This is a genomic window from Pseudomonas sp. R151218B TE3479, assembly GCF_053629195.1.
This window is the reverse complement of the sequence record NZ_JBRJHV010000001.1, coordinates 3,603,398-3,629,432: the sequence shown is the minus strand read 5'-3', so window position 1 is coordinate 3,629,432 and position 26,035 is coordinate 3,603,398. Positions and strand designations below refer to the sequence as shown.

24 protein-coding genes are annotated in these 26,035 nt (G+C 59.1%); 10 read left to right on the top strand and 14 right to left on the bottom strand.

What is annotated here, in order from left to right:
• Positions 1-4 precede the first annotated feature (4 nt).
• From AB7M32_RS16085 to AB7M32_RS16060, 6 genes are all read right to left on the bottom strand, one after another.
• Positions 5-949: a substrate-binding domain-containing protein gene (locus AB7M32_RS16085; RefSeq protein ID WP_454250517.1), complete on the bottom strand. Its 945-nt coding sequence runs from the start codon at positions 947-949 to the stop codon at positions 5-7.
• A gap of 35 nt (positions 950-984) precedes the next feature.
• Positions 985-2,025: an ABC transporter permease gene (locus tag AB7M32_RS16080; RefSeq protein WP_454250516.1), complete on the bottom strand. Its 1,041-nt coding sequence runs from the start codon at positions 2,023-2,025 to the stop codon at positions 985-987.
• Positions 2,022-3,566, bottom strand: a complete 1,545-nt coding sequence (locus AB7M32_RS16075) for a sugar ABC transporter ATP-binding protein (protein ID WP_454250515.1) — start codon at positions 3,564-3,566, stop codon at positions 2,022-2,024. The genes AB7M32_RS16080 and AB7M32_RS16075 overlap by 4 nt, the downstream gene beginning before the upstream one ends.
• Before the next feature lie 207 nt (positions 3,567-3,773).
• Positions 3,774-5,192 carry an aldehyde dehydrogenase family protein gene (locus tag AB7M32_RS16070; protein ID WP_454250514.1) on the bottom strand — a complete coding sequence of 473 codons (1,419 nt, stop codon included), beginning with the start codon at positions 5,190-5,192 and terminating at the stop codon, positions 3,774-3,776.
• A gap of 93 nt (positions 5,193-5,285) precedes the next feature.
• Positions 5,286-6,035, bottom strand: a complete 750-nt coding sequence (locus AB7M32_RS16065) for a creatininase family protein (RefSeq protein WP_454250513.1) — start codon at positions 6,033-6,035, stop codon at positions 5,286-5,288.
• A gap of 51 nt (positions 6,036-6,086) precedes the next feature.
• Positions 6,087-7,412 (bottom strand): MFS transporter, encoded by a 1,326-nt coding sequence (locus tag AB7M32_RS16060; protein ID WP_454250512.1) that lies wholly within the window; start codon positions 7,410-7,412, stop codon positions 6,087-6,089.
• Between the two features lie 133 nt (positions 7,413-7,545).
• Here AB7M32_RS16060 and AB7M32_RS16055 point away from each other — a divergent pair, with 133 nt between their 5' ends.
• Complete coding sequence (locus AB7M32_RS16055) at positions 7,546-8,496, top strand: LysR family transcriptional regulator (protein ID WP_454250511.1); 951 nt, start codon at positions 7,546-7,548, stop codon at positions 8,494-8,496.
• 81 nt (positions 8,497-8,577) lie between these two features.
• Here AB7M32_RS16055 and AB7M32_RS16050 read toward each other — a convergent pair whose 3' ends face one another.
• The gene (locus tag AB7M32_RS16050; RefSeq protein WP_454250510.1) at positions 8,578-9,744 is read right to left on the bottom strand and encodes an MFS transporter; all 1,167 of its coding nucleotides are present in this window, start codon (positions 9,742-9,744) and stop codon (positions 8,578-8,580) included.
• Positions 9,745-9,838: 94 nt separating this feature from the next.
• On the opposite strand from AB7M32_RS16050, the gene AB7M32_RS16045 reads away from it, so the two are divergent.
• Positions 9,839-10,732 (top strand): LysR family transcriptional regulator, encoded by an 894-nt coding sequence (locus tag AB7M32_RS16045; RefSeq protein ID WP_454250509.1) that lies wholly within the window; start codon positions 9,839-9,841, stop codon positions 10,730-10,732.
• A 76-nt stretch (positions 10,733-10,808) separates the two neighbouring features.
• On the opposite strand, the gene AB7M32_RS16040 is transcribed toward AB7M32_RS16045, so the two are convergent.
• The 6 genes from AB7M32_RS16040 to AB7M32_RS16015 form a co-directional block, all read right to left on the bottom strand.
• Positions 10,809-11,171: a response regulator gene (locus AB7M32_RS16040; RefSeq protein WP_454250508.1), complete on the bottom strand. Its 363-nt coding sequence runs from the start codon at positions 11,169-11,171 to the stop codon at positions 10,809-10,811.
• Positions 11,172-11,194: 23 nt separating this feature from the next.
• Positions 11,195-12,634, bottom strand: a complete 1,440-nt coding sequence (locus AB7M32_RS16035; RefSeq protein ID WP_454250507.1) for an ATPase domain-containing protein — start codon at positions 12,632-12,634, stop codon at positions 11,195-11,197.
• 178 nt (positions 12,635-12,812) lie between these two features.
• On the bottom strand, positions 12,813-14,102 hold the full coding sequence (locus tag AB7M32_RS16030) for an NAD(P)/FAD-dependent oxidoreductase (protein WP_454250506.1): 1,290 nt from the start codon (positions 14,100-14,102) through the stop codon (positions 12,813-12,815).
• On the bottom strand, positions 14,099-14,845 hold the full coding sequence (locus AB7M32_RS16025; protein ID WP_454250505.1) for an amino acid ABC transporter ATP-binding protein: 747 nt from the start codon (positions 14,843-14,845) through the stop codon (positions 14,099-14,101). The genes AB7M32_RS16030 and AB7M32_RS16025 overlap by 4 nt, the downstream gene beginning before the upstream one ends.
• The gene (locus AB7M32_RS16020) at positions 14,842-15,498 is read right to left on the bottom strand and encodes an amino acid ABC transporter permease (RefSeq protein WP_072405106.1); all 657 of its coding nucleotides are present in this window, start codon (positions 15,496-15,498) and stop codon (positions 14,842-14,844) included. The genes AB7M32_RS16025 and AB7M32_RS16020 overlap by 4 nt, the downstream gene beginning before the upstream one ends.
• 61 nt (positions 15,499-15,559) lie before the next feature.
• Entirely contained in the window at positions 15,560-16,318 is a 759-nt protein-coding gene (locus tag AB7M32_RS16015; RefSeq protein WP_454250504.1) for an ABC transporter substrate-binding protein, read from the bottom strand.
• 163 nt (positions 16,319-16,481) lie between these two features.
• On the opposite strand from AB7M32_RS16015, the gene AB7M32_RS16010 reads away from it, so the two are divergent.
• Positions 16,482-17,258: an IclR family transcriptional regulator gene (locus AB7M32_RS16010; protein WP_454250503.1), complete on the top strand. Its 777-nt coding sequence runs from the start codon at positions 16,482-16,484 to the stop codon at positions 17,256-17,258.
• A 252-nt stretch (positions 17,259-17,510) separates the two neighbouring features.
• On the opposite strand, the gene AB7M32_RS16005 is transcribed toward AB7M32_RS16010, so the two are convergent.
• On the bottom strand, positions 17,511-18,476 hold the full coding sequence (locus AB7M32_RS16005; protein ID WP_454250502.1) for a LysR family transcriptional regulator: 966 nt from the start codon (positions 18,474-18,476) through the stop codon (positions 17,511-17,513).
• A gap of 295 nt (positions 18,477-18,771) precedes the next feature.
• Between AB7M32_RS16005 and argH the strand changes: the two genes are divergently transcribed.
• From argH to AB7M32_RS15970, 7 genes are all read left to right on the top strand, one after another.
• Positions 18,772-20,199, top strand: coding sequence for an argininosuccinate lyase (argH, locus tag AB7M32_RS16000; protein WP_454250501.1), 1,428 nt, complete (start codon positions 18,772-18,774; stop codon positions 20,197-20,199).
• 73 nt (positions 20,200-20,272) lie between these two features.
• Positions 20,273-21,151, top strand: a complete 879-nt coding sequence (locus AB7M32_RS15995; protein WP_060742901.1) for an amino acid ABC transporter permease — start codon at positions 20,273-20,275, stop codon at positions 21,149-21,151.
• Between the two features lie 10 nt (positions 21,152-21,161).
• Positions 21,162-21,926, top strand: a complete 765-nt coding sequence (locus AB7M32_RS15990; protein ID WP_008001408.1) for an amino acid ABC transporter ATP-binding protein — start codon at positions 21,162-21,164, stop codon at positions 21,924-21,926.
• 39 nt (positions 21,927-21,965) lie between these two features.
• Complete coding sequence (locus AB7M32_RS15985; protein WP_454250500.1) at positions 21,966-22,790, top strand: ABC transporter substrate-binding protein; 825 nt, start codon at positions 21,966-21,968, stop codon at positions 22,788-22,790.
• Between the two features lie 144 nt (positions 22,791-22,934).
• Positions 22,935-23,777 carry a polysaccharide deacetylase family protein gene (locus AB7M32_RS15980; protein ID WP_454250499.1) on the top strand — a complete coding sequence of 281 codons (843 nt, stop codon included), beginning with the start codon at positions 22,935-22,937 and terminating at the stop codon, positions 23,775-23,777.
• A complete protein-coding gene (locus tag AB7M32_RS15975) occupies positions 23,770-24,657 on the top strand; it encodes a polysaccharide deacetylase family protein (protein ID WP_454250498.1) in 888 nt (295 codons plus the stop codon). The genes AB7M32_RS15980 and AB7M32_RS15975 overlap by 8 nt, the downstream gene beginning before the upstream one ends.
• Entirely contained in the window at positions 24,654-26,003 is a 1,350-nt protein-coding gene (locus AB7M32_RS15970; protein WP_454250497.1) for an MmgE/PrpD family protein, read from the top strand. Before AB7M32_RS15975 ends, AB7M32_RS15970 begins: the two co-directional genes overlap by 4 nt.
• Positions 26,004-26,035 lie beyond the last annotated feature (32 nt).

Genomic DNA, 26,035 nt, shown 5'->3' with positions numbered 1-26,035 from the left:
CCGATCAGTACAGGACGTTCCGAGCCTCTGCACTGTCGATGTTCGATTTATCGATCAGAAGTACGCCGGTATCGATGTTCTTGGGCACTGCGGTCCCTGCGATGACCTTGGCGACTGCGGTGACCGAATCGAGCCCCATCTTGTAGGAGCTTTGGACGATGATGGAATCGAGGGTGCCGTCCTTTACAAAGTTCTGCAGGTCTTCGTTACCGTCAAATCCGATGGCCATGAGTTTTCCGGCTTTTCCGGCTTGTGCGATACCGCGCGCCATTCCCACGGCCGTCGGCTCGTTGGCCCCATAAATACCTTTAAGATCGGGATTCGACGCCAGCACGTCGGTGGTTTGATTGAGCGCATTGGCCATCTGGGACTGGGAGTAAAACGGGCCCACGATAGTCAAGTTCGAGTGCTGCTTTATGTAGTTTATAAAGCCCCCCACTCGTCCAATCTCGGATCCCGCTCCAGGCACGTAGGACATCACTGCAATCTTGCCTGTCTTTCCCACTTTTTCGATCATGCGCTGCGCACAGAGCTCACCGGCCCTGGTGTTATCCGTCGAGAGAAAAGATTGATAATAAGCATCGCCGTCAGTAGAAATCGTTGAGTCGATGAGTACCACCGGGATATGCGCTTCCCACGCTTGTTTGATTGCAGGCACCAAGGCGTCCGGATCGGCAGCGGCCAGGACAATCCCGGAAACCTTGCGGTTGACCGCGTTGACCACCATGTTCACTTCATCCGCTACCGCCGACTCGGATGCGGGTCCCTGAAAGGTGACCGTCATGTTCGGCAATTCCTTTGCGGCCGCCTGGGCACCTTTTTGAACATTCTGCCAATAGTTGGAGTTTGCACTTTTAACGATAACCGCAATTTCTCCGTTATTTGCCAGCGTGGTGGTGGACGTGAACAAGACAGCCATGACGACCGCAATCAAGTTGAGCTTTTTCATCGAAATCGATTCCTTATTGTTGTCAGTGCTTTGGTTTATCTTTTTCGGTTTCTAAGTTGGTCGACACACACCGTCAGCAAGATGACCAGCCCGATGATGATCTGCTGGGTAAAGCTGGAGACACCCAACATGTTCAAGCCATTGCGCAAAATGCCGATGGTGAACGCACCAATGATGGTGCCGGACACGCTGCCGATACCGCCGGACAAGGAAGTACCACCAATGACCGCACTGGCAATGGCATCGAGTTCATACATGACACCTTCATTTGGCTGTGCGGAAACTAACCGCGACATCAGTACACAGCCCGTCAAACCCGCGAGCACACCGGACAATACGTAAGTGAACAAGGTCACCCGGTTAACATTTACTCCGGACAATCTTGCGGCTTCCACATTGGAGCCGACAGCGTAGATGTGTCGCCCCAGGCGTGTACGGCTCAAGATCATCCAAAGCCCGATGGCCAAGCCGATCATGATCACTACCGGGTATGGAATGCCGGGAAAAATGACATTCGGAAAGCCATTGGCACCGATGTTCTCTATACGAAAAAGCGTTCCATTACCCAGCGTACCGAACCCTTTGCCCAGCCCCGAGACAGGCTGCGCATCCGTCAGACGCAAAGCGAGCCCCCTGGCAACCAGCATCATCCCCAACGTGGCAATGAAGGGTGGAAGCTTCAATCGAGTGATGAAAACACCGTTGATGGCCCCGCACGTTCCGCCTACCAGCAGGCCGACCAGGATTCCAACAGGAATCGAGGCCCCGGCCTTGATGGCCAGCGCATTGGCTACACCTGCCAACGCCAATACCGAGCCCACCGAAAGATCGATACCGCCGGTGATAATGACAGCGGTAGCGCCAAGCCCAAGGAAAGCAATAGAGGTGACCTGCAGCGCCACGCTCATACCGTTGCCCATCGACAAGAACGCCTCGCTGGTACTCGCGAATACGACAATGAGGGCAAACAGGCTGGCCAAGGCGCCGAACTTTTGCAAAAGTTCTTTGCGTCGATCGGTATTGATAGCGTTTGCGGTGACGGGTTCTGCAGGCTTATCGATACTTAGGTCATTCATTTGGAATACCCCGACGCGTAGTGCATGATTTCTTCTTGTGATGTACTGCGGGCGTCAAGTTCGCCGGTTGCACGTCCCTCGTGGAAGACCAGGATTCGATCACTCATACCCAGTAGTTCGGGAAGCTCGGAACTGATCAGAACAATCCCGATGCCTTGCGACGCCAGCTTGTCCATGAGTTGGTAAATGGCATACTTCGCACCGACGTCTATGCCCCGGGTAGGCTCGTCGAAAAACAGAATCCTAGAGTTTCGAAACAGCCATTTACCGATGACCACTTTTTGCTGATTGCCACCCGAAAGATAGCGGGTAACCTGATTGGGCGAAGGGGTGCGGATGCCGAGGCTGTCGATGTAGCCGCGCGCGGCCTTGTCTTCATCCTTGAAGCGAATGAAGCCAAACGCGTTACACACCGCCCCCATGTTTGCCAACGTAATGTTGCTTGCAAGGGACATCTTCAAGGCCAGGCCGTCACTCTTGCGATCTTCTGACAGGTAAGCGATTCCGTGCCGGATAGCGTCCTGTGGTTTTTTGATCGTAACGGGTTTGCCAAAAAGCTCCAGACTGCCTGTGTCCAGAGGATCCGCGCCGAAAATAGCCCGTGCGATCTCAGTTCTGCCTGCGCCCATCAGCCCTGCAAACCCAAGAATTTCGCCCTTGCGAAGCTCGAAATCAATCGACTGGAACGCGCCTTTTCGACTGAAATTACTGACTTTGAGTAATACCTCTTTAGTAGGCACACTCGTTCGCAGAGGAAACTTTTCCTTCAACGACCGACCTACCATGTCAGCGACGATAGTATCGACCGTGGTGTCGCAGAACAGAGAAGTAGACACATAACAACCGTCTCGCATGACGGTGACCCTGTCGACGATATGTTGCATTTCGTCCAAGCGATGCGAGATGTAAAGCATGCCGACGCCCTGCGCTTTCAATTCTTTGATCACTCGAAAAAGCTGTGCCGTTTCCGTTTCAGTCAACGATGAGGTGGGTTCGTCAAGGATTAACACCCGTGCATTTAGCGACAGGGCCTTGGCGATCTCGACCATCTGTTGCTGGGCGACGGAAAGCTTGTTGACCAACTTGTCGGGATCAATATCGACCCCTAAACGTTGAAGACACTCACGTGTGTCTGAAAGCAGTTTGCGCCGATCAATGAAACCCAATCTCACCGGTTCTCTTGCCAAGTACACGTTTTCGGCAACCGACAGGTGCGGTACCAGATTCAGCTCTTGGTGGATGATTGCAATGCCAACCCGCTCGGCATCACTGACCGACTTAAACGTTCGCTCTTCACCCAGGTAGGTAATGGTCCCTTCGTCAGGAGTCAGTTGCCCGCTGATGACTTTCATCAGGGTCGATTTGCCGGCGCCATTCTCTCCGCATATCGCGTGCACCTCTCCTGCATTGAGGCTGAGTGAGACGCCGTTCAGCGCAAGCACCCCAGGGAAACGCTTGACGATGTTTTCCAGGCGCAGACAAGGGAGAGCCGAGGCTGGTTCAACGGCAGGCCCGGCGGCCCGAGAAGACGAGACATTCAAGGTGGCGTTCTCATTTATTTTTATTAAGGTCTACAGACCCATTAGAAAATGCACTCCCCGCAATCTACGCTTGAGAAAAATTATTGGCAAGACCAATTTAGTATTTGCAAAATTGGACAGACCAGTTTGAATTCTGGAAGATCAGGACGATTTCCGTGGTCGAAGTCATCGAACCATCGGAGTCGAACTGATCCCGGAAAAGCCGGGCTAATTCGACACGATACTTTTCGCCTCAAGAAACGCTTCCAGCCCAAGGACGCCGAACTCCCGCCCGACACCGGACTGCTTGACCCCGCCGAACGGCGCAAGCAGCTCTGGTGCGATTCTGTTGATCAACACCGAGCCGGCCTGCAGCCGGGCCGCCAGGCTTCGCGCACGTTCCGGTTGCCGGGAAAACACATAGGCCTGCAAGCCGTAGATACTGGCGTTGGCGATGTCGATCGCCTGCTCTTGCGAGTCATACGCAATGATCGATAGTACCGGGCCAAAAATCTCCTCTTGCGCGATGTCCATGTCACTGTTGACGTCGGCAAAGACCGTGGGCCTGACGAAATAGCCTTTGTCCAGGCCCATCGGTCTGCCCTCGCCACCGGTGATCAGCCTTGCGCCCTGCGTCTGCCCGCGGCGGATGAAACCTTGAACACGGTCGAATTGGGCCCGATTGACCAGGGGCCCGATTACGGTGGTCGGATCCTGCGGATTGCCGACGACCATCGCTGCGACCAGCCCTTTCACGCGGTCAATGATGTCCTCGGCGTGCGCGCGCGGCACCAGCAGACGCGTGCCGGCAACACAGGCCTGACCGTTGTTCATGAACGCCGCATTCAGTGCCAGGGGAATGGCAGTGTCGAGATCGGCGTCATCGAGGACGATAGAGGCCGATTTCCCCGTGAGCGACAGACTCACTCGCTTCATGGTCTCGATACCGGCGCGGGCAATGAGCTTGCCGGTCGCGGTGGACCCGGTGAATGAAATTTTCGCAATGTGTGGGCTGGTGCTGATTTCGTCACCGACATCACTACCGCGCCCCAATAGAATGTTAAAAACCCCCTTGGGCAAATCAGCGCGATGCAACGCCTGGGCAAGCACGTCGGTCTGCAGAGGACTCAACTCGCTCGGTTTGATGACCGAGGCACAGCCGGCCGCAATGGCCGACGCCAATTTGCTGCATATCGTCCCGGCGGTGCTGTTCCAGGGGGCAATCAGCGCCGCGACTCCAACGGGCTCCATCACCACGCTGGCGTCACCGACCGAACGAACCAGGTCATAGTTTTTCAACACCTGCGCCGCATTGGCAAATGACAGAGAAGCGTAGCGACTGACCCATTGCGCACGCGCAAACGGCGCGCCGTACTCTTCGATGGCGGTATCGCGAATTTCATTTGCGCTCGCCAGAACGGCAGCCTGCAACCGCTCGAGCATGTCGATACGCTCAGCCTTGGAGGTGCGGCCCATCGCGACTTGAGCACGCGAAGCCGCCGCGATGGCACGCCTGGCATCTTCACGATCAGCCAAGGTGACCGTCCCGATGACCGCCTCGGTCGCCGGGTTGATGCATTGCACCGTTTCATTTCCCTGAACGCAAACGAATGCTCCGTCAATGTAACTATGATTGATCTTCCACATCATGGCGTACCTGATCGACTGCGGTTTCCCCGCGATGAGCACCAACGCCGGGTATGCCCAGGCGTTGGTCAGGTGGAATAAAACTCGCGCGGCTCAACCCGGCATCGGCTCACGGCTGAAGGCTTGCACCTCCCGCACCAGACTTTGTGCTGCCATCATCACTAGCTGCCGGCCTTTTTCCGGTGACGCTTGCGCCGGGTCCGATCCCATGCGGCCATCCGGATGACGGGCGCGGAAATCGACAGCCTCTCGAATGGGGCCCCAATTGGCGATCTGTGGCGAGTAGTCAGCCGACTTGATGGCGTCAGGATAGGCCCACTGGGTCACGGCAATTTCCGAAGGCGTCGCATGAACGCCGTGTCCTGTCGGGAACTGGTCTTTCGCCAGCTCATTGATGCCTTCCAGATCCCACCAGTTGCACAACTTCAAGGCGAAACCGGCCGGGCGACGTGCAAAACTCGCTTCGGCGTAGAGCTCCGAGAACGCCGCTTCAATCGACGCGATGTTGCCGCCGTGGCCATTGAGAAAAAAGATTTTCTCAAAGCCGTGGGCAGCCAGGGAGCGAGTCCAGTCACCGATGGCGGCGATGAATGTCGAAGGCCTGAGCGAGATCGTTCCCGGGAAACCAAGATGATGCTGGGCCATTCCGATGTTGAAGGTCGGGGCAATCAGGATTTCCGCTGCCTCATGCGCCTGATGGGCGATGATTTCGGGGCACATCCAATCCGTCCCCAGCAGTCCGGTAGGCCCGTGCTGCTCGTTGGAACCAATCGGGATGACGACGGTACGACTGCGCTGGAGAAATTTTTCGATTTCGACCCAGGTCGATTGATGTAAAAGCATCTGCGTTCTCTCTATTGAAAGGTTCCTTGCGGAACACGATGGGTGTGAAGTTCAAAGCGCCCGTTCAACCTGCGGGGCATCCAAAACCCGGGCGCGATGCACCAGCGGTTTGCTTGCGATGATCACGAATGCGGCGCACAGAAACACGCCGCCGACAACGACGATGCCAGGGTTCATGCTTGCCGTTGATGTCTTTGCCCAACCGATCACCGCAGGGCCCCAAAAACCGCCACACAGACCGATGGTGTTGATCAGAGCGATGCCGCCCGCTGCCGCTTCACCCTTGATGAGTTCAGAGGGCATCGCCCACAAGACCGTGTAGGCCATGAACATCATGGCGATCGCCAGCGTCAGCAGAACCATTGATAACATCAGGTTCCCATCGGCAACAGGATACAAAAGTATCAGTATCGCCCCGACGCCTGCCGGAACCGCGCAGTGGTAACGGCGCTCGCCGAAACGGTCCGAGCGGCGCCCGATCCAGTACATGCCTGCTGCCGCTGCCACATAGGGCATGGCGGCGCACCAACCCAGCTGCATCATGTCGTGGATGCCTTGCGCCTTAAGGATCGCCGGGAGCCAGAAGCTCATGGCGTAGATAGAAAAAATGATGCAGAAGTAGGCGCATGCCAGGACGTAGATCCTGCGATCGCGCAACACGGCTCTGAATGAGTGGGAGCCGCCCTGGGAAGCGCCCAGTTCACGCTGCAGCATTTGCTTTTCCTCCACGCTCAGCCAGCGAGCCTCGGCGGGATGGTTGCAAAGGTAAAAATAAGCAAAAGCACCGAGCAACACGCAGGGCAAACCTTCGATCAGGAACATCCATTGCCACCCCGCAAGGCCACCCACGCCTTCGAACGTGGAGATCAACCATGCCGAAAGCGGACCGCCAACAATGCCGCCCGCCGGACCCGCGATGAACACGATCGCAATGGCCCGGGCCATGCGCTTGGGGCCGTACCAGCAAGACAGGTAATAAATCATTCCCGGCGCGAAACCGGCCTCAAAAACACCGAGCAGAAACCGCATGGCGTAGAACATCGGCACGTCGCGCACGAATAGCATGCAGGCCGATGTGATACCCCATAACACCAGAATGCGACTGAAGGTTTTCCTCGCCCCCACTCGCGGCAGCATCAGGTTGCTGGGTAGCTCGAACAGCACATACCCCAAAAAGAACACACCTGCGCCGACACCATAAGCGGCGTCGGACAGCCCAAGGTCGTTTTGCATCTGCAGTTTGGCAAAGCCGACGTTTATGCGATCCAGATAGGCGAAGACGTAGCAAACGAACAAGAGTGGCAACAGGCGCCAATTCAGTTTGCGGTACAACGTTGCGAGGGTGGCATTGTCTGCGGCGGGCACGATGGTCGACATGCGAGTCTCCAACTTTTCTTGTTGAGCTGACGTGTCGAAAGATGTTGCGCCGACAGCGCAAATAGCAGCAAGAGCAACTATGTTCGTGTACCGTTGCCCTACAAGCAACACACAATCTCGACGGACACGGCTCATGCGCGAAATCAACCAGCAACGCTTGCGGTATTTTCATGAGGTGCTGACCCATGGATCGATCCGTGGCGCGGCAGACAGCATCAACACTTCTCCATCAGTGATCACGCGTCAGATCAAACTGCTGGAACAAGAATTGGGCACGCGGCTGTTTGAACGCCAGGCTCGTGGCGTACAGCCCACCGAGGCTGCCGCGCACCTGCTGGAATTCTGGCGCGGCTATCGATCGCACCAGGAAAAGCTTGAAGACCGGCTCCAGGCGATCAAGGGGCTACAGCTGGGACACGTACGCGTCGTCATCAGCGAAGGCTACGTCGATACGTTGGTTGACCACGTGCTCGCGCCGTTCTGCAAACAGTACCCCAAGCTCGATATCAGGCTGGACATACTGCCCGTCGACGACGTCCTCAACGAGATCGCGGAAAATCGCGCGCATATCGGCCTGGCCTACAACCCCCCTCCCCATGCTCACATCGACTATCAAGCGACCTCCCGTCAGCCCGTGATGCTGCTGGTTCGCCCGGACCATCCATTGGCCTTGAAAGGGGCAATGGCAACCGTCGCCGACTTGCTGGACTGCCAACTGGTGCTGACCCCGACCACCTTCGGTATCGGTCATGCGCTGAAAATGCTCGAGTACGCCGAGAAGATCGAGATCCGTCCGGCGCTGGTCAGCAACTCGTTGGCCGCCCTCAAGCGCCTTGTTGCATCCGGCGAGTTTGCGTCGTTGCTGGGCGAGGTGGCGGCCTATCGGGAAATCGCCCAGGGCAGCCTCGCGGCCGTGGCCGTCGACCATCCACTGTTCCAAGGGGTCGAGGCAAAACTGCTGGTCAAATCCGGACGCCCGCTGGCGGCCCCCGCTCAAGAACTGCTGAACTGGATGTTGCAGCGTTTGCCGATGTTCGCTTCCGGGGAAGGACAAAAGCAATTGATCGATTGTGCAGTGGTTTGATTTTGTCTCTGGGGATCCGCCAGTGGGTGTAACCGCTCGATGGCCAAGCAGACTGGCGACTGACGGCTCCTCACATCATCGTCACGCAACCGCCGTTGCAGCCGTTCTGGAACGCCAGGCAAAAACCAGCACCATCAGCAGCCCCAGCCCCGCCATTGCCGCTCCGGCCAGGGAAATCGCCGGATACCCCAACCCGGTATTGATCACCGCTCCGCCCAGCGCCGCACCTATCGCGTTGCCAAGGTTGAAGGCACCGATGTTCACTGCCGAAGCCAGATTGGGTGCGTCCTTGGCGGCTTCCATCACGCGCATTTGCAGCGGAGGTACCAAGGCAAAACTGGCGATGCCCCAGATCAAGATGGCAACCGCAGCCGGCAGCGGCCAACGCATCAGGACGGTGAACGCCAGCAAGACGAGAATCAGCACGCTCAGTGAAACGATCAGGGTGCGGTCTATCGAGCGGTCGGCGGCCTTGCCACCCCACATGTTGCCCAGCGTCAACCCCACACCGAACAGCACCAGCATGGCGGTGATGTAAGCGGTGGACCCGTGGGTCTCGTTACTGAGGATCGGCGCGATGTAAGTGAAGACGGTAAACATTGCACCCGAGCCGACGACGGTCAGGGCCAACGCCCCCAACACCGGGCCACGGCCCAGTACCCGGATTTCAGCCAGCACACCGACGCCTTGCGACATTTTCAGGTTGGGCAAGGCGAACCACAGCGCGGCCATGGTCACCCCGCCGAGGCCGGTGATACCCCAGAATGCCGTGCGCCAGCCGAACAGTTCGCCAAACCAGGTGGCCAGCGGCACGCCGCCGATGGTCGCCAGGGTCAGGCCCATGAACATGGCCGCAACCGCCCCGGCACGTTTGTCCGGGGCGACTACGCTGGCGGCGACGATGGAGCCCACGCCAAAGAACGCACCGTGGTTCAGTGAGGTCACCACCCTGGCGACCATGAGGCTGTAGTAATCGGTCGCCAGGGCTGACATCAGATTACCCAGGGTGAAAATCGCCATGAGTCCGATCAGCAAATAGCGCCGAGGGATCCTGCCGGTGGTCAGGGTCATCAGCGGCGCGCCGAGCAGGACGCCCAGGGCGTAGGCACTGACCAACAGACCGGCGGCGGGAATGGAAACGCCGAGATCCGCAGCGATGCCCGGCAACATGCCCATGGGGGCGAACTCGGTAACGCCGATGCCAAAGGCACCGATGGCGAGTGCGACAAGTGGTGGATTGATACGCATGGTAGGCTCCTTATCTATGCCGCCAATGCTACGATCCAGTCTTTTCAGGCGGTAGATAGCATTTCTGGCAATCACCTTTGCGTAAGAGGCACAAATGGACTTCAACGGCAGGTCAGGTGAAATGAGCGTGTTCGCCACCGTGGCGCAGGAAGGCAGCCTGTCAGCCGCCGCGCGTGCATTGGGGCTGACACCCTCGGCGGTCAGTCGGATCATCGCGCGTACCGAACAACGCCTGGGTACCCGCCTGCTGTTGCGCACCACCCGGGCGATCGCCTTCACCGCCGAGGGCGAGGCTTTCCTGCGCGGCGCCCGGCGTATCCTGGCCGACATGGACGAGGTCGAAGAAGCCATCGCCGACCAGGGCGTACCCAGGGGCCGATTGCGGGTCAGCGCCGCTCTTGGTCATGGGCGGCAGGCCATCGTTCCTTTGGTGGCAGCATTCAGCGCCCGCTACCCGAACATTGTCGTCGACCTCACCCTCGGCGACGAAGTCGTCGACATTCTCGGCGGCCAGGCCGACGTGGCGGTACGCTTCGGCCATCTGCCGGACAGCCCGCTGACCGCTCGCAGGATCGGCGACACCGGCCAGGTCGTAGTGGCATCGCCCGAGTACCTGCAGCGCCACGGTATCCCCCAGGAGCCCGAAGACCTGCTACGACACAACTGCCTGCGCTTCAACTTCCGGCGTGCCGAACCCAACTGGCCGTTCATCCGCGACGCAAGGGAGTTTTCCCTGAAGGTCAGTGGCAACATCGAATGCAGCAGTGGTGAAGCACTGGCACAATTCGCACGAGTAGGTGCCGGCATTGCCCGTATCGGCGAATTCACCGTGAGCGAGGATCTGCAGCGCGGTGACCTGATACCGCTGCTGGAAGCCTGGAACCCAGGCGACCGGGAACCGATTCACGTGGTGTTCGCAGGGGGCTCGGCAATGCCGGCGCGGGTGCGGGTGTTCGTGGATTTCCTGCTGGAACATCACAGGATGTGAGCGGTGGCATCACCGAAAGCGACCGTGATCACACGCGCACCTTTCCATCTGGCAAGCTGCGCCCCTAGATGCCCTATCACTCTGCAACCAGGAGCCTCTTCACCTCGGCGACAATCGAGGCTATGTCGAATGGCTTGGGCAGCACGGCATCAAACAAATCCGATCTCTTCATACCCACGTGAGCCTGGGCGCCGCTCATCAAGATGATCGGCAAACCTTTGACGGACGGCAGGGCTCGCACGGCCGTGGCGAATTCAAGACCATCCATGACCGGCATCATGAAGTCAGTGATGATCAGGGCTGGACGTTCTCTTTCCAGCACTTCCAGTCCCTTTTGACCATTGCTGGCTTTTACGACCATGAAGCCCTCGTCCTCTAGCGCAAAACTGAGGATGTCAGCGATCAAATACTCGTCGTCGACGACCAGGATGGTGGTCATGTTAATTCAACCCGCTCAAAGACTTATGAAATTGAACCAGGCAATGACTCAGCTGCGACTGAAGGTTCATTTTTCAAAGCCTTTTCAAGGAAAACATCTTGATCCCGGATGACCACCTCGAATCGCGAGGGGTCATAAGCGCTGTCTCGTACCTTAAGAATGGAGAGCGTCCTTCTTAGTTCAGAGCGATCCTCAAGGAAGCGCATGAGCATCAGGTTATCGACGATGCTGGACAGGTCCGAGTTCGGTGAACTGACCTCGGAACCGAATAAATCTCGCATCTCCCAAGAGGCGAACACCGTAACGCCCCGGGATCGCAGCTCGTTCATCAGCGCACTGTAGAAATCCGTAATCCGCGCCGGATTTGTCGAAGTCCGCGTCATGCCGCTCAGGCTATCGATGAACAGGCGCTTGATACCCTTTTCCTTGACGATGTTCAGCAGCCGTGCGCCGAGTCCATCCAGCAAGCCTTCGGTGGTGGGCTGCCAGGCAATGCTCAACGCACCGCTTTTTTCCATGTCTTCGATATCGATGCCCAGGGAGAGGCCTTTGAGGCGCAGTCGCTGCGGGCTTTCATAGAATCCAAAATGCAAGCCAGGAGCATCTGTCGTCGACTTGGCGAGGAATTTGAGACCCAGCGTCGTTTTACCAATCCCCGAAGGACCGATGACCAGGGACACGCTGGAGCTGTGCAAGCCCCCGCCCAATATGTCATCCAGGGAATCAATCCCGCTGGCAATACGCGTCATGTCGGCACTGTCGGGGGCGGAAGGACGGCTGTAGAGGCTTTCCAGGCGCGGATAGACAACCAAACCGTCGTCGTTGATTTCACATTCGTGAAGACCGGTCAGCGCACTGCTGCCGCGTGTCTTGCGCAGTTGAATGCGCCGTACAGAACGCGTGCCGAACAGCTCTTCGCCCATTTCGATGACACCGTCCACCATCGTGTGCTCGGGGCTACCGTCGTCGAGCCGCGAACTGGTGAGGAACAACACGGTGCAACCGGCGAAAGCGGCATGTCCCTGCAGCTCTGAGATGAACTTCTTGGTGTCGATAGGCGAATCGGCCTTGGAGCGCGCATTGAGCAGACCATCGACAACCATCACGGTCGCCTTTTGCCGACTGATCTCCCGTCGAAGCAGTTTCACGACTTCATCCAGGCCTTCGTTTTCCAGCGTGTCGAAGGCGCTGACAAATTGGATTTCGGCGCCGACTTTGGATGAGTCGAAAAAGCTCAGCGTAGAAAGAAACTGGAAAAGTCGATCATGTGATTCGGCCAGCAGCGTGGCGACTAAAACACGTCCGCCACTGCGGGCATGATGGAATCCAAGTTGGTTCGCGAGGATCGTCTTGCCTGAACCTGGGCGTCCTTGGATTATGTATGAAGCACCCGCGACCAGCCCTCCCTGGAGCAGCGCGTCGAGTCCTTCGATTCCGCTTTGAAGGCGTTTTAGCTTTTCCACAATGCGACCCTGATCAGAAAAAACAGGCTGTTAAAGCCGAATGGATGGGATGCTAACGCCATTTCCACTCCGGAGCCATTCAGGCTGAATGGAAAGTTGGCTTGGGGTCGCTCGCCTTGGACCGATACGACTCCACCGACAACGCCCGACCGGTACCCGCGGCGTCTTCAATAAGCGCTCAAAACAAGGCATCCAATACCCGGTAATAGCTGATCCCGGCAGCAAGATAAAGCCGCTGCAACGCATGAAACGGAACTCGCCGCAGTGGCATGACCGGGAACGGGAAGTCCTGCGTCGCCCCTGAGAGCTTCGCGGCCAGATGCTTGCCTAACGCCGTGGACAGGGCGATGCCGCGGCCGTTGTAGCCGAGCAAGACCGACAGCCCCGGTGCCGGATCATGCACATGAGGAAGAAAACTTTGCGTCAGCGCGACCCGACCACTCCAGCGGTACTCGACAGGCACATCCGCCACTTGCGCAAACAGCGCCCCCAGCGAACGCTCCAGGTGCGCCCAGTCACGCTGCCGGGAAGGTTCCGAGAACGGTCCTCGCCCTCCCAGAAGCAAACGGCCCTGGGCATCCAGCTTGAAGTACAGCAGCAAACGCCGTGAGTCCGAACAGACCTCGCCACCGGGCAGGATGGTCTTGCGGATCGCCGGCGGGAGCGGACGGGTCGCGATGATGAAGCTGTTGGCCGCGACGACGGTCTGGCGCAACCCGGGCCACAGGTCGTCGGTATAGCCATCGGTGGCCAATAACACCCGTTGCGCACTGACCTTGAATCCTTGCGCGGTGGACAACAGCCAGCCTGATCGCTGCCGCTGCAGCCCCGTGACGCGGCTGTGGCCATGGATCATTGCGCCCTGCCCCACGGCGGCCTTTGCCAGGCCACGGGCATAACTCAATGGATGCAAGCTGCCGGCCCGTGGATCGACCCACCCCCCCAGGTAATTCTCGGTACCGATACGTTGGCTGACCGAGGCCCGGTCCAACAGCTCCACCTTGACGCCTCGGCGTTGCCATTGCTCGGCGCGCTGCTCGATGGTCTTCATCGCGGTGGTTGAACAGGCCGGTTGAATCCAGCCTTTCTGGGTGGCATCACACTCGATCCCGTACTGGCGAATCAGCGCAAACACTTCGTCAGCGGCTGACCCGGCCACCTCGATCATCGCTTCGGCACGGGCCGGGCCAAACTTGGCGAGCAATTGATCCGGGTCGAACTTCAGCCCGGGAATCACCTGCCCGCCGTTGCGCCCCGACGCGCCCCAGCCTGGCTCCCCCGTATCCAGCACACAGACGCTGACACCCGCTTCGGCCAATCGTAAAGCCGTCACCAAACCGGTATAGCCAGCCCCCACGATGGCCACATCCACTTGCTTGTCTTCGGCCAAGGCCGGGGTTTGCACCGCCGGTGTGGCCGTCGCGGCCCAGAGCGAGGCCGGCAGTTGCGGGGCGAAAGGTGCATTCATGCCGGCACCTCCCCGCTGTGGTTGAGCAGTCGGCGAAGAAAGTCCTGTGTGCGAGGATGCGTCGGCGTACTCAGTACTTCCCCGGCGGGTCCTGACTCGACGATCTTGCCGCTGTGAAGAAAACAGACCTTGTCGGCGACGTCTCGAGCGAAGGCCATTTCGTGCGTCACCACGATCATGGTCATGCCCTCATCGGCCAGATTGCGCATCACCGCCAACACTTCGCCGACCAACTCCGGATCGAGGGCCGAGGTTGGTTCGTCGAAGAGGATCGCCTGGGGGTTCATTGCCAACGCCCGGGCAATGGCGACACGTTGCTGCTGCCCCCCGGAGAGTTCATCCGGGTAGGCATTCATCCGATGGGACAAGCCGACCTTTTCCATGAGCGCCTCGGCATTCTTGCGCGCCACCTGAGGGTTCTCCTTCTTTACATAGATCGGCCCTTCCATGACATTTTCCAGGGCCGTGCGGTGCGGGAACAGATTGAAGCGCTGGAAGACCATCGCCACCCGAGTGCGAATGTCGTGGATGCTCCTGGCATTGCGGTCGACACGTTCATCGCCGATCAGGACCTCGCCCTGGTCATAACTTTCCAAGCCGTTGATGCAACGCAGCAACGTGGACTTCCCCGACCCCGAAGGGCCAATCAGGCACACCACTTCACCGCTCTTGACCTGCAAATCGATGCCTTCGAGGACCGGCACGCTGCCGTAACGCTTGTGAATGCCCTTGATCTCGATCATGACGTTCTCCGGGTGCTGAAGCGTGCTTCCAGACGACGCAGCGCAAAGGACAGCGGCAGGCTCATCGCCAGGTAGAGCAATGCCACCAGGGTGTAGACCGTCATGTTCTCGAAGGTCGAAGAGGCGATCAGTTGCCCCGCGCGAGTCATCTCGGCCACGGTGATGGTGGAGACCAGCGACGAGTCCTTGAGCATCATGACCAGGGTGTTGCCGTAAGGCGGCAAGGCGATGCGGAATGCCTGGGGCAGCACCACTCGCCGCATCACCATCGCACCGCGCATCCCCAAGGATTCCGCCGCCTCGATCTGCCCTTGCTGGATCGCCTGGATACCGGCCCGGAAGTTCTCCGCCTGATAGGCCGAATAAGCGATTCCCAGGCCAATGACACCGGCTTGCATGGCCGTCAGTTGAATGCCGAATTCCGGCAGGACGAAATAGATATAAAACAGCTGCACAATGATCGGCAGCCCCCGGATGATGTTCACCACGCTGATGGCGAACAACGCGATCGTACGTATTTTCGAGACCATCATCAGGGCCAGGAGCAGGCCGATCAGCGAGCTGAGTACAAACGACCCGGCCGTCACTTGAAGAGTGACCACCGCCCCTTTGAGCAAGATAGGGAGGAAGTCCAACGCATTCTGGAGAATCATAAAAGCTACCCACGGAACAATGAGTGGACCCGCCCGCCATCGCAGGCGGTCGACAAAACCATCAGTTGAGCTTCCACTTCTCGATGATCCGTTCGAGGGAACCATCAGCCTTGATCGCAGCGATGCCTTTGTTGACCTGCTCCAGTGTTGCGCTGTCGCCCTTGCGCACGATCAGGCAAACGTCCCCCACCACCACCGGCTGATAGCTCTGTACCAGGTGCACCTTGTTCTGGGTGCCCTGGGCCAATTGGTAGGCGACGATCGGGCGATCGGCGAAACCCGCCTTGATACGACCGAGGGCCAGGTCGCGCATCAGGTCGGGGATCGAGTCATAGCCACGGACTTCCTTGAAGACGCCACGCTTGTTCAGCTCATCGATGAACACGGTGCCGACCTGGGCGCCGACAACTTCGCCGGCAAAATCCTCCATGCGGGTGTACGCGGTCTGGTCGTCGGCCTTGACGATCAGCCCCTCGCCATAGGTGAAGACTGGATCGGAATACTGCACCACCTTTTCCCGCGCCGGCGTGCGGAGCATGGCGGCAGAAATCAGGTCGATCTTGTTTGAAGTCAGTGACGGGATCAGCGAGGCGAAGGTGGTCTGCTGGATCTCCACCTCGAAGCCGCCAGCCTTGGCCACCGCCTGCGCGGCGTCGATCATCATGCCCTGAATACTCTGGCTCTTGACGTCGAGAAAGGTGAAGGGAATCCCCGTTGCGGTTGCGCCGACCTTGTAGACGGGCTCGGCGACGGCGTTGGCTGAAGCGATGCCAGCAGCCAGGGCAACAACGAACGTGAGTGCACGAAAGCGAGTAAGCATGGCGTATCTCCCATTGGACGCTTTTATTGTCTTAAGTCCGGTAAGGGTTGCCCCATAGGAATGGCAGGAGGCTCAAAATGACTGTAAAGCGATTTACAAAAATCGTAAAGAGATTTATAAGTATCGAATATCGATACTCAAAGCGCAGAATATAAGGATTTCCATGAGCGATACCCCTCATCCGCTGTTCAATCAGTCATTGGAAAAAGGCCTGGCGGTGCTGCGAGCGTTCAACGCAGCCCGGCGCACGATGAACCTGGCGGATATCGCTCAAGCGGCAGAGATCAATAAAAGCTCGGCGCAACGCATGATCCATACCCTCGAAGAGCTGGGTTATGTGCGCAAGCACCCGCAGACCAAACGCTTTCAGTTGACCCCGAAGGTCATGGAGATCGGCTACAACTACTTGGCCGCCGACACATTGGTGGACGTGGCCAACCCGTTCCTTGCCGAGTTGGCACAGGCTACCGGGGAAACGACTAACCTGACCGAGCCCGACGGGCTGGACATGGTGTACGTGGCACGCTTCGTGGCGCCGAAATTCATCCCTATCCACATGCCCATCGGCAGCCGGATCCCGATGTACTGCACCGGTTCCGGACGGGCCTTCCTGAGTGCCCAGCCCGACGACGAACTCGTTGCCGCACTGCAAGCCAGCGAGCGCAAACGCCATACCCAGTACACCCTGACCGAGATCGACGACATCATCGAGCAGATCGAGACCACACGGCGCAGGGGCTACGCCACGAACAAGGAAGAGTTGTTTCTTGGCGACATGGCCATCGCCGCGCCGATCATTGGCAGCCAGGGCCTGCCGGTCGCAGCCGTGCATGTGGTGGTGCCAACAAGTCGCTGGAGCATGGAGGAAGCCGAGCGCAAGCTGGCGCCTGCAGTGATCGAATGTGCACGGGCGATTCGCTCTTCGATACGAACCCTTTAGCAGATTGACCCCATGGACAGCCGCCGTTTCCCTTGCACAAATCCAACTATGACCGCCGTCACTTAGAGGGTCGGACTGCGCATACTGGATGGGGTGATTGAACCGCAGGATAGTTCAACTGGGCGCCCTTCCAACGGAACACGCCGGAGCAGGTAGCGGTGTTTGAACGAGAACAGCGCCAACGGTGTGATGGTGCAACTTACCTATCACTGGGGTTGCCGCCAAGGTTCGTGAGTGACTACCCCATAAACATCAAACCGAAGCCTTCAGATCCACCCCCAGTGCCTGGGCAAAAGCCTTGACCAAGGGGCTGCGCACAGTGTTGTGACGCAGTATCAGACTGAACGGCGTGACGATGTTGATCAGGTCCGGACACACGGCGCGAAACTCTCCCCGCGCCACCATCGATGCGGCGTAATGCTGGGGCAGGAACCCGAGGAAACGCCCCGTCTTGATCAGCAACGCCACGGCTTCCACTTGGGTGGCCGAGGCGGAAAAGCTGTCGTAGTGCGCAAATTTCAGTTTATCGCGATGAATCGCGTAGCGATGGTTGACGCATTCGTACTCCTTGAGCACATGTTCCCCCATGTCCTCGTCCGCCATGGAGAACAACGGGTGGCCAAGTGCGCAATAGACCTGCGAACGTTCTTCATAAAGTTCGTAGTAATCGAACTCTTCGCGTTTTTGATAAATCGGTACGATCCCCGCTACCAACCGCCCTTCAACGACACCTCTTTCGACTTCATCGAGTTGTGAAGCCTGAAGTTGAAACCGGACCTTGGGCGACTGTTCATTCATTTGCCTGAGCGCAGCAACTAACGGGGAATTATCATCCGAGATAGTATTATCAATAACCCCCACACCAAGATCACCAACAAGTTCGTTTTGCGCTGAACTAAGGCGATCACGAAAGTTGTCGACCGAGGCAAATAAGTCTATCGACGCCTGATACACCAGGCGCCCTTCTTCCGTCAGGTGAAAGCCCTCGCGCCCGCGTGTGCAAAGGCGCATCCCGATACGGATTTCCAAGTCGGAAATCTGTTTGCTGATGGCTGCCAGCCCCACGTTCAGCTCATTTTGTGCAGCACTGAAGCCTCCCGCCTCGACCACGGCCTTGAACACTTTGAGCAATTTGAAGTCCAGCCCGCTGAGGGCCAACGGTGCCCTTTGCGGGGTTCTTGGCGGCGGGTTTCCGGAATTGGAAAGTGGGGTTTCCATAATGCTTATTTACCTCTGGCGCGCTATTCAACAACCTGTGCCCAACAACAAGAACAAGCTGGTCCAATAATAATGAACACAGAAAACCAAGCTTGGCAACCGCCAATAAATCCCGAACGTCAGCGCCAAAACGCTGGTCGCGAAACATCAAAAGCTGACAGTTTGATCAGCGCTCGAACCGATGCAACTGCCCTCTTGAAAACTGCTCTGGCCTGACTTCGCTCGCTGATTTTCGTAGCGACGTCGTGGCCTGGAGTAACTGTTTCAGTTCGCGTAACCGACGAGGAAAACAACAATGTCTCAAACCACCGACCGACTCTGGGGTGCTCGCTTCAAATGCGGCCCTTCCGAAGCCTTGGCGGCCCTGTCCCGTTGCCCTGAGCGCTATTTCCGGCTCACCCCGTACGACCTCGCCGGCTCCAAGGCCCATGCCCGGGAATTGCAGCGCGCCGGACTGCTGAGCGAACAAGAAACCCAGGCCATGCTCGACGCCCTGGAACGCATCGGCGCGGACTATCGCGCCGGGAGCATCGCCCCGACCCTGGATGATGAAGACGTCCACACGTTCATCGAGCGCCTGCTGACCGAACGGCTTGGCGCCCTGGGTGGCAAGCTGCGTGCCGGCCGTTCGCGCAACGACCAGACCGCCAATGACCTGCGGCTGTTCCTGCGTGACCACGTACGCACCGTGGCCGTTGAAGTGTTGGGCCTGCAACAGGCGCTGGTGGAACAGGCCGAGCAACACATCGAAAGCATCTGTCCCGGCTTCACCCACCTGCAACAAGCGCAACCGATCGTGTTTGCTCACCACCTGCTGGCCCACGCCCAGTCGATGCTACGCGACGTACAGCGGTTGATGGACTGGGACGCACGGACGTCGCTGTCGCCACTCGGTGCGGCGGCCATGGCGGGCTCGGCGATCGCTCGCCTACCTCAGCAATCGGCAAAGGAAATGGGCTACAGCGGCGTCTGCGAAAACTCCATCGACGCCGTGGCCAGCCGCGATCATGTCGCCGAGTTTCTGTTCATCGCCAGCATGCTCGGCATCAATATCTCGCGCCTTGCCGAAGAGTTCTGCCTGTGGTCGTCGCGGCAATTTCGCTGGGTCGCACTGGACGATGCCTACGCCACCGGCAGCTCGATCATGCCGCAGAAGAAGAATCCGGACATCGCCGAACTGGCACGAGGCAAGGCCGGTCGCCTGATCGGCAACCTGACCGGCCTGCTCTCCACGCTTAAATCCTTGCCACTGTCCTACAACCGTGACTTGAGCGAAGACAAGAACGGCGTGCTCGACAGCGTCGACACGCTGCTACTGGTGCTGCCCGCCATGGCGGGCATGGTGGCGACCATGAAAGTCAACGTCGAGGAATTGCGCCGCCAGGCACCGCTGGGCTTCACCCTCGCCACCGAAGTTGCCGATTGGCTGGCGGTGCGCGGCGTGCCGTTCAAGGAAGCTCACGAAATCACCGGTGCGTTGGTCCAGGCGTGCGAGAAACACGACATCGAACTGTGGGAGGCCTCCCCCGCTCTGCTGGCGGAAATCGATCCGCGCCTCACCCCAGAGGTACGCGAAAGCCTGACCCTCGAAGCCGCCATCGCTGCACGCAATGGCTGGGGCGGGACCGCGCCACAACAGGTACGCGAACAGATCGGGCGCTTGAAAACCGCCCTCGCCACCCAGCAGCAATGGACCGAGGACTATCAGGGCTTCCGCCTCTGAACAACACACCGAACCTGTGGGAGCGAGCTTGCTCCCACAGCGATAGCGCCGAAACCGAGTACGGAGAAACAACATGAGCCAGACACAGGCAGAACGACTCCAGGCGGAGCGCAAGCTGGCGGAAAACCAGTTTGACATTACCCAGTACGATCATGTGCCCCGGCGCTACTACGGGCGGATCTTCTTCGCCACGCTGATCGTTATCGCCCTTGTTGGCCTGGTGCGCGCCTTCGCCGAAGGCAAGATCGAATGGTCGTACATCGGCCAGTTCCTGACCTCCGAGGCGATCATGTGGGGCTTGCTCAACACCATCGTCATGGCCGTATTGGCCATGGCGCTGGGCATCGTGTTCGGCGTGATCACTGCGATCATGCGCATGTCGGCCAACCCGATCCTGCGCTATGTGGCCGTGACCTATACCTGGCTGTTTCGCGGCACGCCGCTGATTCTGCAACTGCTCCTGTGGTTCAACCTGGCACTGATCTTCCCCACCATCGGTATTCCCGGCCTGTTCGAAATGGACACCGTGAGCCTGATGACCCCGTTCGCGGCGGCCTTGCTGGGCTTGAGCATCAACCAGGGCGCCTACACCGCCGAAGTGGTGCGCGCCGGCCTGCTCTCGGTGGACACCGGGCAATATGAGGCTGCCAAATCGATCGGTATGCCACGTCTGCAAGCGCTGCGCCGAATCATTCTGCCCCAGGCCATGCGGATCATTATTCCGCCGGTAGGCAACGAGTTCATCGGCATGGTGAAGATGACCTCGCTGGCGAGCGTCATCCAATACTCGGAATTGCTCTACAACGCCCAGAACATCTACTACGCCAACGCCCGCGTGATGGAGCTGCTGATCGTCGCCGGCATCTGGTACCTGGCCACCGTCACCGTCCTGTCCTTTGGTCAGAGTCGCCTGGAGCGTCGTTTCGCCCGCGGCGCCGGCAAGCGTTCCTGAGGAGTTCCCCATGAGAAGCATCGTCAAGGCCGTGAGCCTGAATAAATATTACGACCAGTTCCACGCGCTCAAGGACATCAACATCGAAGTCGAGCAAGGCGAAGTGCTGTGCATCATCGGCCCGTCCGGCTCGGGAAAAAGCACCTTGCTGCGCTGCGTCAACCAGTTGGAAAAAATCGACAAGGGCGGCCTGTGGGTCGACGGCGAACTGGTGGGCTACCGGATCGTCGGCAACAAGCTGCACGAACTCAACGAAACCCAGATCGCCCGCCAGCGGCTGTCCACCGGCATGGTGTTTCAACGGTTCAACCTGTTCCCGCACATGACCGTGTTGCAGAACATCATCGAAGGGCCGTGCCAGGTGCTCAAGCGCTCCCCCAAAGAGGCGAATGAGGAGGCGCTGGAATTGCTCGCCCGCGTCGGTCTGGCGGACAAGCGCAACAGCTACCCGATCGAGCTTTCGGGCGGCCAGCAGCAACGCGTGGCGATCGCTCGCGCATTGGCTATGCGTCCCAAGCTGATGCTGTTCGATGAACCCACTTCGGCACTCGACCCGGAACTGGTCGGTGAGGTGCTGTCGGTGATGCGCGATCTTGCGCAGACCGGCATGACCATGATCGTCGTCACCCATGAACTGGGCTTCGCTCGCGAAGTTTCCAATCGCATGGTGTTCATGGACGGCGGGCAGATCGTGGAGGCTGGAAGCCCCGAAGAAATACTAATAAGTCCGCAAAACCCTCGCACCCAAAGCTTCATTTCTGCCGTTCGAACCTAAGCGTCCGTTGACGCTCACAACACTCATAAGAGAACGACCATGAAGAACTTCTTTATCCCCGCAGTACTCGCAGGTGTCATGGCATCCGGCTTTATCGTCGCAGCCGAATTGCCGGCAAGCATCAAGGCCAAGGGCGAAATCGTCGTGGCGATCATGCCGAACTACCCACCGATGGACTTCAAGGACCCGGCCACCAACACCCTCACCGGCTTTGACTATGACCTGGGCAATGCCCTGGCCGAGCGCCTGGGTGTGAAGATCAAATGGCAGGAAACCGGCTTCGAACAAATGATCAACGCCCTGACCACCGACCGCGTGGACATGGTGCTGTCGGGCATGACCGACACCGTAGAACGTCAGGCCAGCGTGACCTTCATCGACTACTTCACCAGTGGTCCGCAGTTCTACACCTTGCAGAAAAACAAGGACACCAACGAGATCCTCGACCTGTGCGGCAAGAAGGTCGGCACCAGCCGCCGCACCACCTTTCCAGCGGAAATCGCCGAGTGGAGCAAGGCCAACTGTGAGGCCGCCGGCAAGCCGGGGATCAACGTGGTCGGCACCGAAGGCTCGGCCGATGCCCGGGCGCAACTGCGTCAGAGCCGCATCGATGCAGCCATGCAGGGCAGCGAAACCCTGCCTTACCTCAAGACCCAGGAAAAGGACATGTACAAGACCGTGGGCCTGCCGATCTCCGAGCAGTACACCGGCATGGGCGTGAGCAAGAAGAAACCTGAGCTCAGTGAAGCGGTGAAGGTCGCGCTGCAAAGCATGATCGATGACGGCAGCTACCAGGCGATCCTGAAGAAATGGGATCTGGAACTGGGGGCGATCAAAACCGTGACCATCAACGCCGGGAAGTGATCGCACAGGCCATTCGATTGCGATGTGGCAACGGGCTTGCTTGCGAGTGGTTCAACGTCAATGTTGCCTGACTCGACGCCATCGCGAACAAGCCCGCTTCCACAACAGCGTCTGGTATCTACGAATAAAGATGGAGCGCAACCGATGCCCTCTTCACCTACCTGGCCCGCGCCGCACAAGGCTTGCCTGGCCCTCGCCTTCGATCTCGATGGCCCGACCGGTGATGCCATGCTCAACGGCTCGATCTGGCGCAAACCCGAGTACTTCGGGTTTGGTGGCTATGGCCCTTACCGGGCCCTACCGCGCCTGCTCGATGTGCTCGACGAGTTCCGGATCCCGACGACATTCTTCGTCCCCGCCTGGGTCGTGGAGAACTGGCCGAGACAATGCCAGGCGATTGTCGAGCGTGGGCATGAAGTGGCTTATCACGGCTACAAACACGAATCCTTTTATGCCCTGACACTGGATCGGCAAAAAGAGGTGATGCAGATCTCCCGCGAGGTGTTCTGGAAACACCTGCACATCCGTGCAGAAGGTTTTCGCACGCCATCCGGCGACTGGCGCGCCGAAACCCCTGCCATGCTGGTGGAAGCCGGCGTGACCTATTCCAGCAGCATGCGCGGCGATGACCGACCGTACCTGGTGGACGTACCGGGTTTCGATACGCCGCTGGTGGAAATCCCAGGCCGATGGGAAATGGACGATTATGCGTCCCTCGCCTACACCCGCGCGCCGAACTTTCCTTCCGGATTGGACCGTACGGCCAGTTACGCGCTGACCCTGGACAACTGGTGCCGCGAATATGACGGCGCGATGGACGAAGGGTTGTGCCTGACCACCCTCTTCCACCCAAAGATCATTGGTAAACCGGGACGCATCCTGCTGCTGGAACAGCTTTTCGAGCACATGCGTCGGCGCGATGACGTGTGGTTCGCCACCTGCCGCGACGTCGCCCACTTCTGGTTGAAGGAGCACCGCCATGGTTGATTCCCCCATCTGGCCGGAAGGCTATCGCTGCGCTGTGGTACTGACCGTCGATTACAACGACATCCACGGCATCCTCACGCAAGCCCCGGAAGTTGCCGGGCGGGACAAAACCTTGTCGGTATGGCGCTACGGTACCCAACGCGGCGTGGCACGCTTGCTCGGCCTGTTCAAGGAACTCGGGGTCTGCAGCAGTTGGTTCGTTCCCGGCATCGTTGCCGAGGAAAACCCAGCGCTCATCCAGGCGATCCAGGGCGACGGTCATGAGATCGCCTGCGCCGGTTACCGTCATCAGGATTACGATGCGCTAGACCTGGACGCCCAGGGCGCCGATGTCGCCAGGGGCTGCGAGACCCTGGCCAGGCTGACCGGCAAGCGCCCGGTCGGCTTTCGAATCCCGGCGGGCAATGGTGCGCCGGGATTCATCGGCGCGTTGAAGGATCAAGGCATCCGCTGGTCCTCCTCATGGCGCGGCGACGACTTGCCATTCGCTCACCCGACCGCGCCCGGTGTCATTGAAGTGCCGCTGCATTATGAGCTGGAGGACGAGCCTTACTTCGCCTTCAACTTGAGCCCGGCGGTGCCACCGGCACAATCACGGATCGCCTCCTACAGCCACACCCTGGGCAACCTGCAAATGGATTTCGCCGGTTTTCACCGATTCGGCCTGTGCTACGTGCTTCGCCTGCACCCGGAAATCATCGCCACGCCGGGACGGATAGGCGTGTTGCGCGCGCTGATCGAGGGCATTCAACAGCACGATGACGTGTGGATCGCCACCGGCGCCGAGGTCGCGCAATGGTGGGCGAACAGCGCGGCGCCGGCGGCTGAGGATCATCCCGCCTCGGTGTACGAGCGCCATTACCGGAATTACGTCTCATGAGCGAACGTTTGCAACGGTTGGCGCAATTCTGTGTCGATCTGCGGTTTGAAGATCTATCGCCTGGGTTGGTAGCGCAAGCCAAGCGACACATTCTCGATACGTTCGGCGCAACGTTGGCTGGCGCCGAGAGCGATGTCACCAAACAGGCACACAAGGTGTTCGCCGGTGAAGCGGGCGAGGTACCGGTTTGGGGAACCGATCTGCAGGTCTGCGCGGGCCCGGCAGCGATGCTGAACGGCATCGCCGCCCATGCGCTGGAGCTGGACGACACCGGTGGTTGCGACCACTCCGGGGCCGTCGTGCTGCCGGCGGCGATGGCGGCAGTTTCGCTGCGCGCACGGCCCGTGAGTGGGCGTGAATTCATCAGCGCCGTCGTGATCGGCTATGAGGTTGGCCGTCGAGTGCTCGAAGCCTGCGGCGGCTATAGCGCCCACAATGGCGCCGGCTGGCACTCCACCGCGACCTGTGGGGTGTTCGGCGCAGCCGCCGCCAGTGCGCGCATCCTGGGTCTGGATACGCGGCAAACCCTCGCGGCACTGGGCATTGCCGGCAGCTTCAGCGGTGGCCTGTGGGCCTTCATTCACGACGGCTCGCACAGCAAGAAGCTGCACAGCGGGCGCGCCGCAGAAGGTGGCCTGTTGGCTGCGCGGTTCACCCAACAAGGCATCAGCGGGCCGACGCAGTTATTCGATGACGTCTGGGGCGGTTTTCTGAACACCCTTGCCCCAGCGACTTCAAGGCCCGAGGCGCTGGATGCAGAGCTCGGCGTGAACTGGAAGCTCGCCCGCTGCTCGATCAAACCCCATGCCTCCTGTCGTGGCACTCATTCGGCCATCGATGCCCTCGGCCAGCTGTTGGAGCAGTTGAAGGTACCCGTCGACCAGGTCGAAAACGTGCACGTCGGGCTGAGCGGTTTTCTTCACGGCATGTGTGGCGGCCGGGATGTCACCCGCCTCGCAGCGGCGCAAATGAGCCTGCCCTATGCCCTCGCCGCGCGGTTGGTGCATGGGCATTGCCGACTGCACGCTTATGACGATCGGCAACGCAATGATCCGCTGGTGATTCAGTGCATGTCGCGCATCCAGCTTGAAGTGGACCCGCGACTGGATGAGGATGGCGAGCCTGTGGTGACGCTGCGGACCGTGGACGGCCGGCAGGCAAGCCTGTGTGTGGAAGTGCCCTTGGGAGCGCCGGGCAATCCACTTGCCGATGAGGCCCTGGATGAGAAGTTCTTCAGTTTGACGACGCGGGTAATGCCGCAGGAGCGGGCTGCGGAACTACTGAAGCGACTGCGACGCATGGAAGACCTGGAATCGATACGTACGCTGGAACGGTGGCTGGGTTGATCATGGTATTGACGGCTCGGGCCTCATCGCGG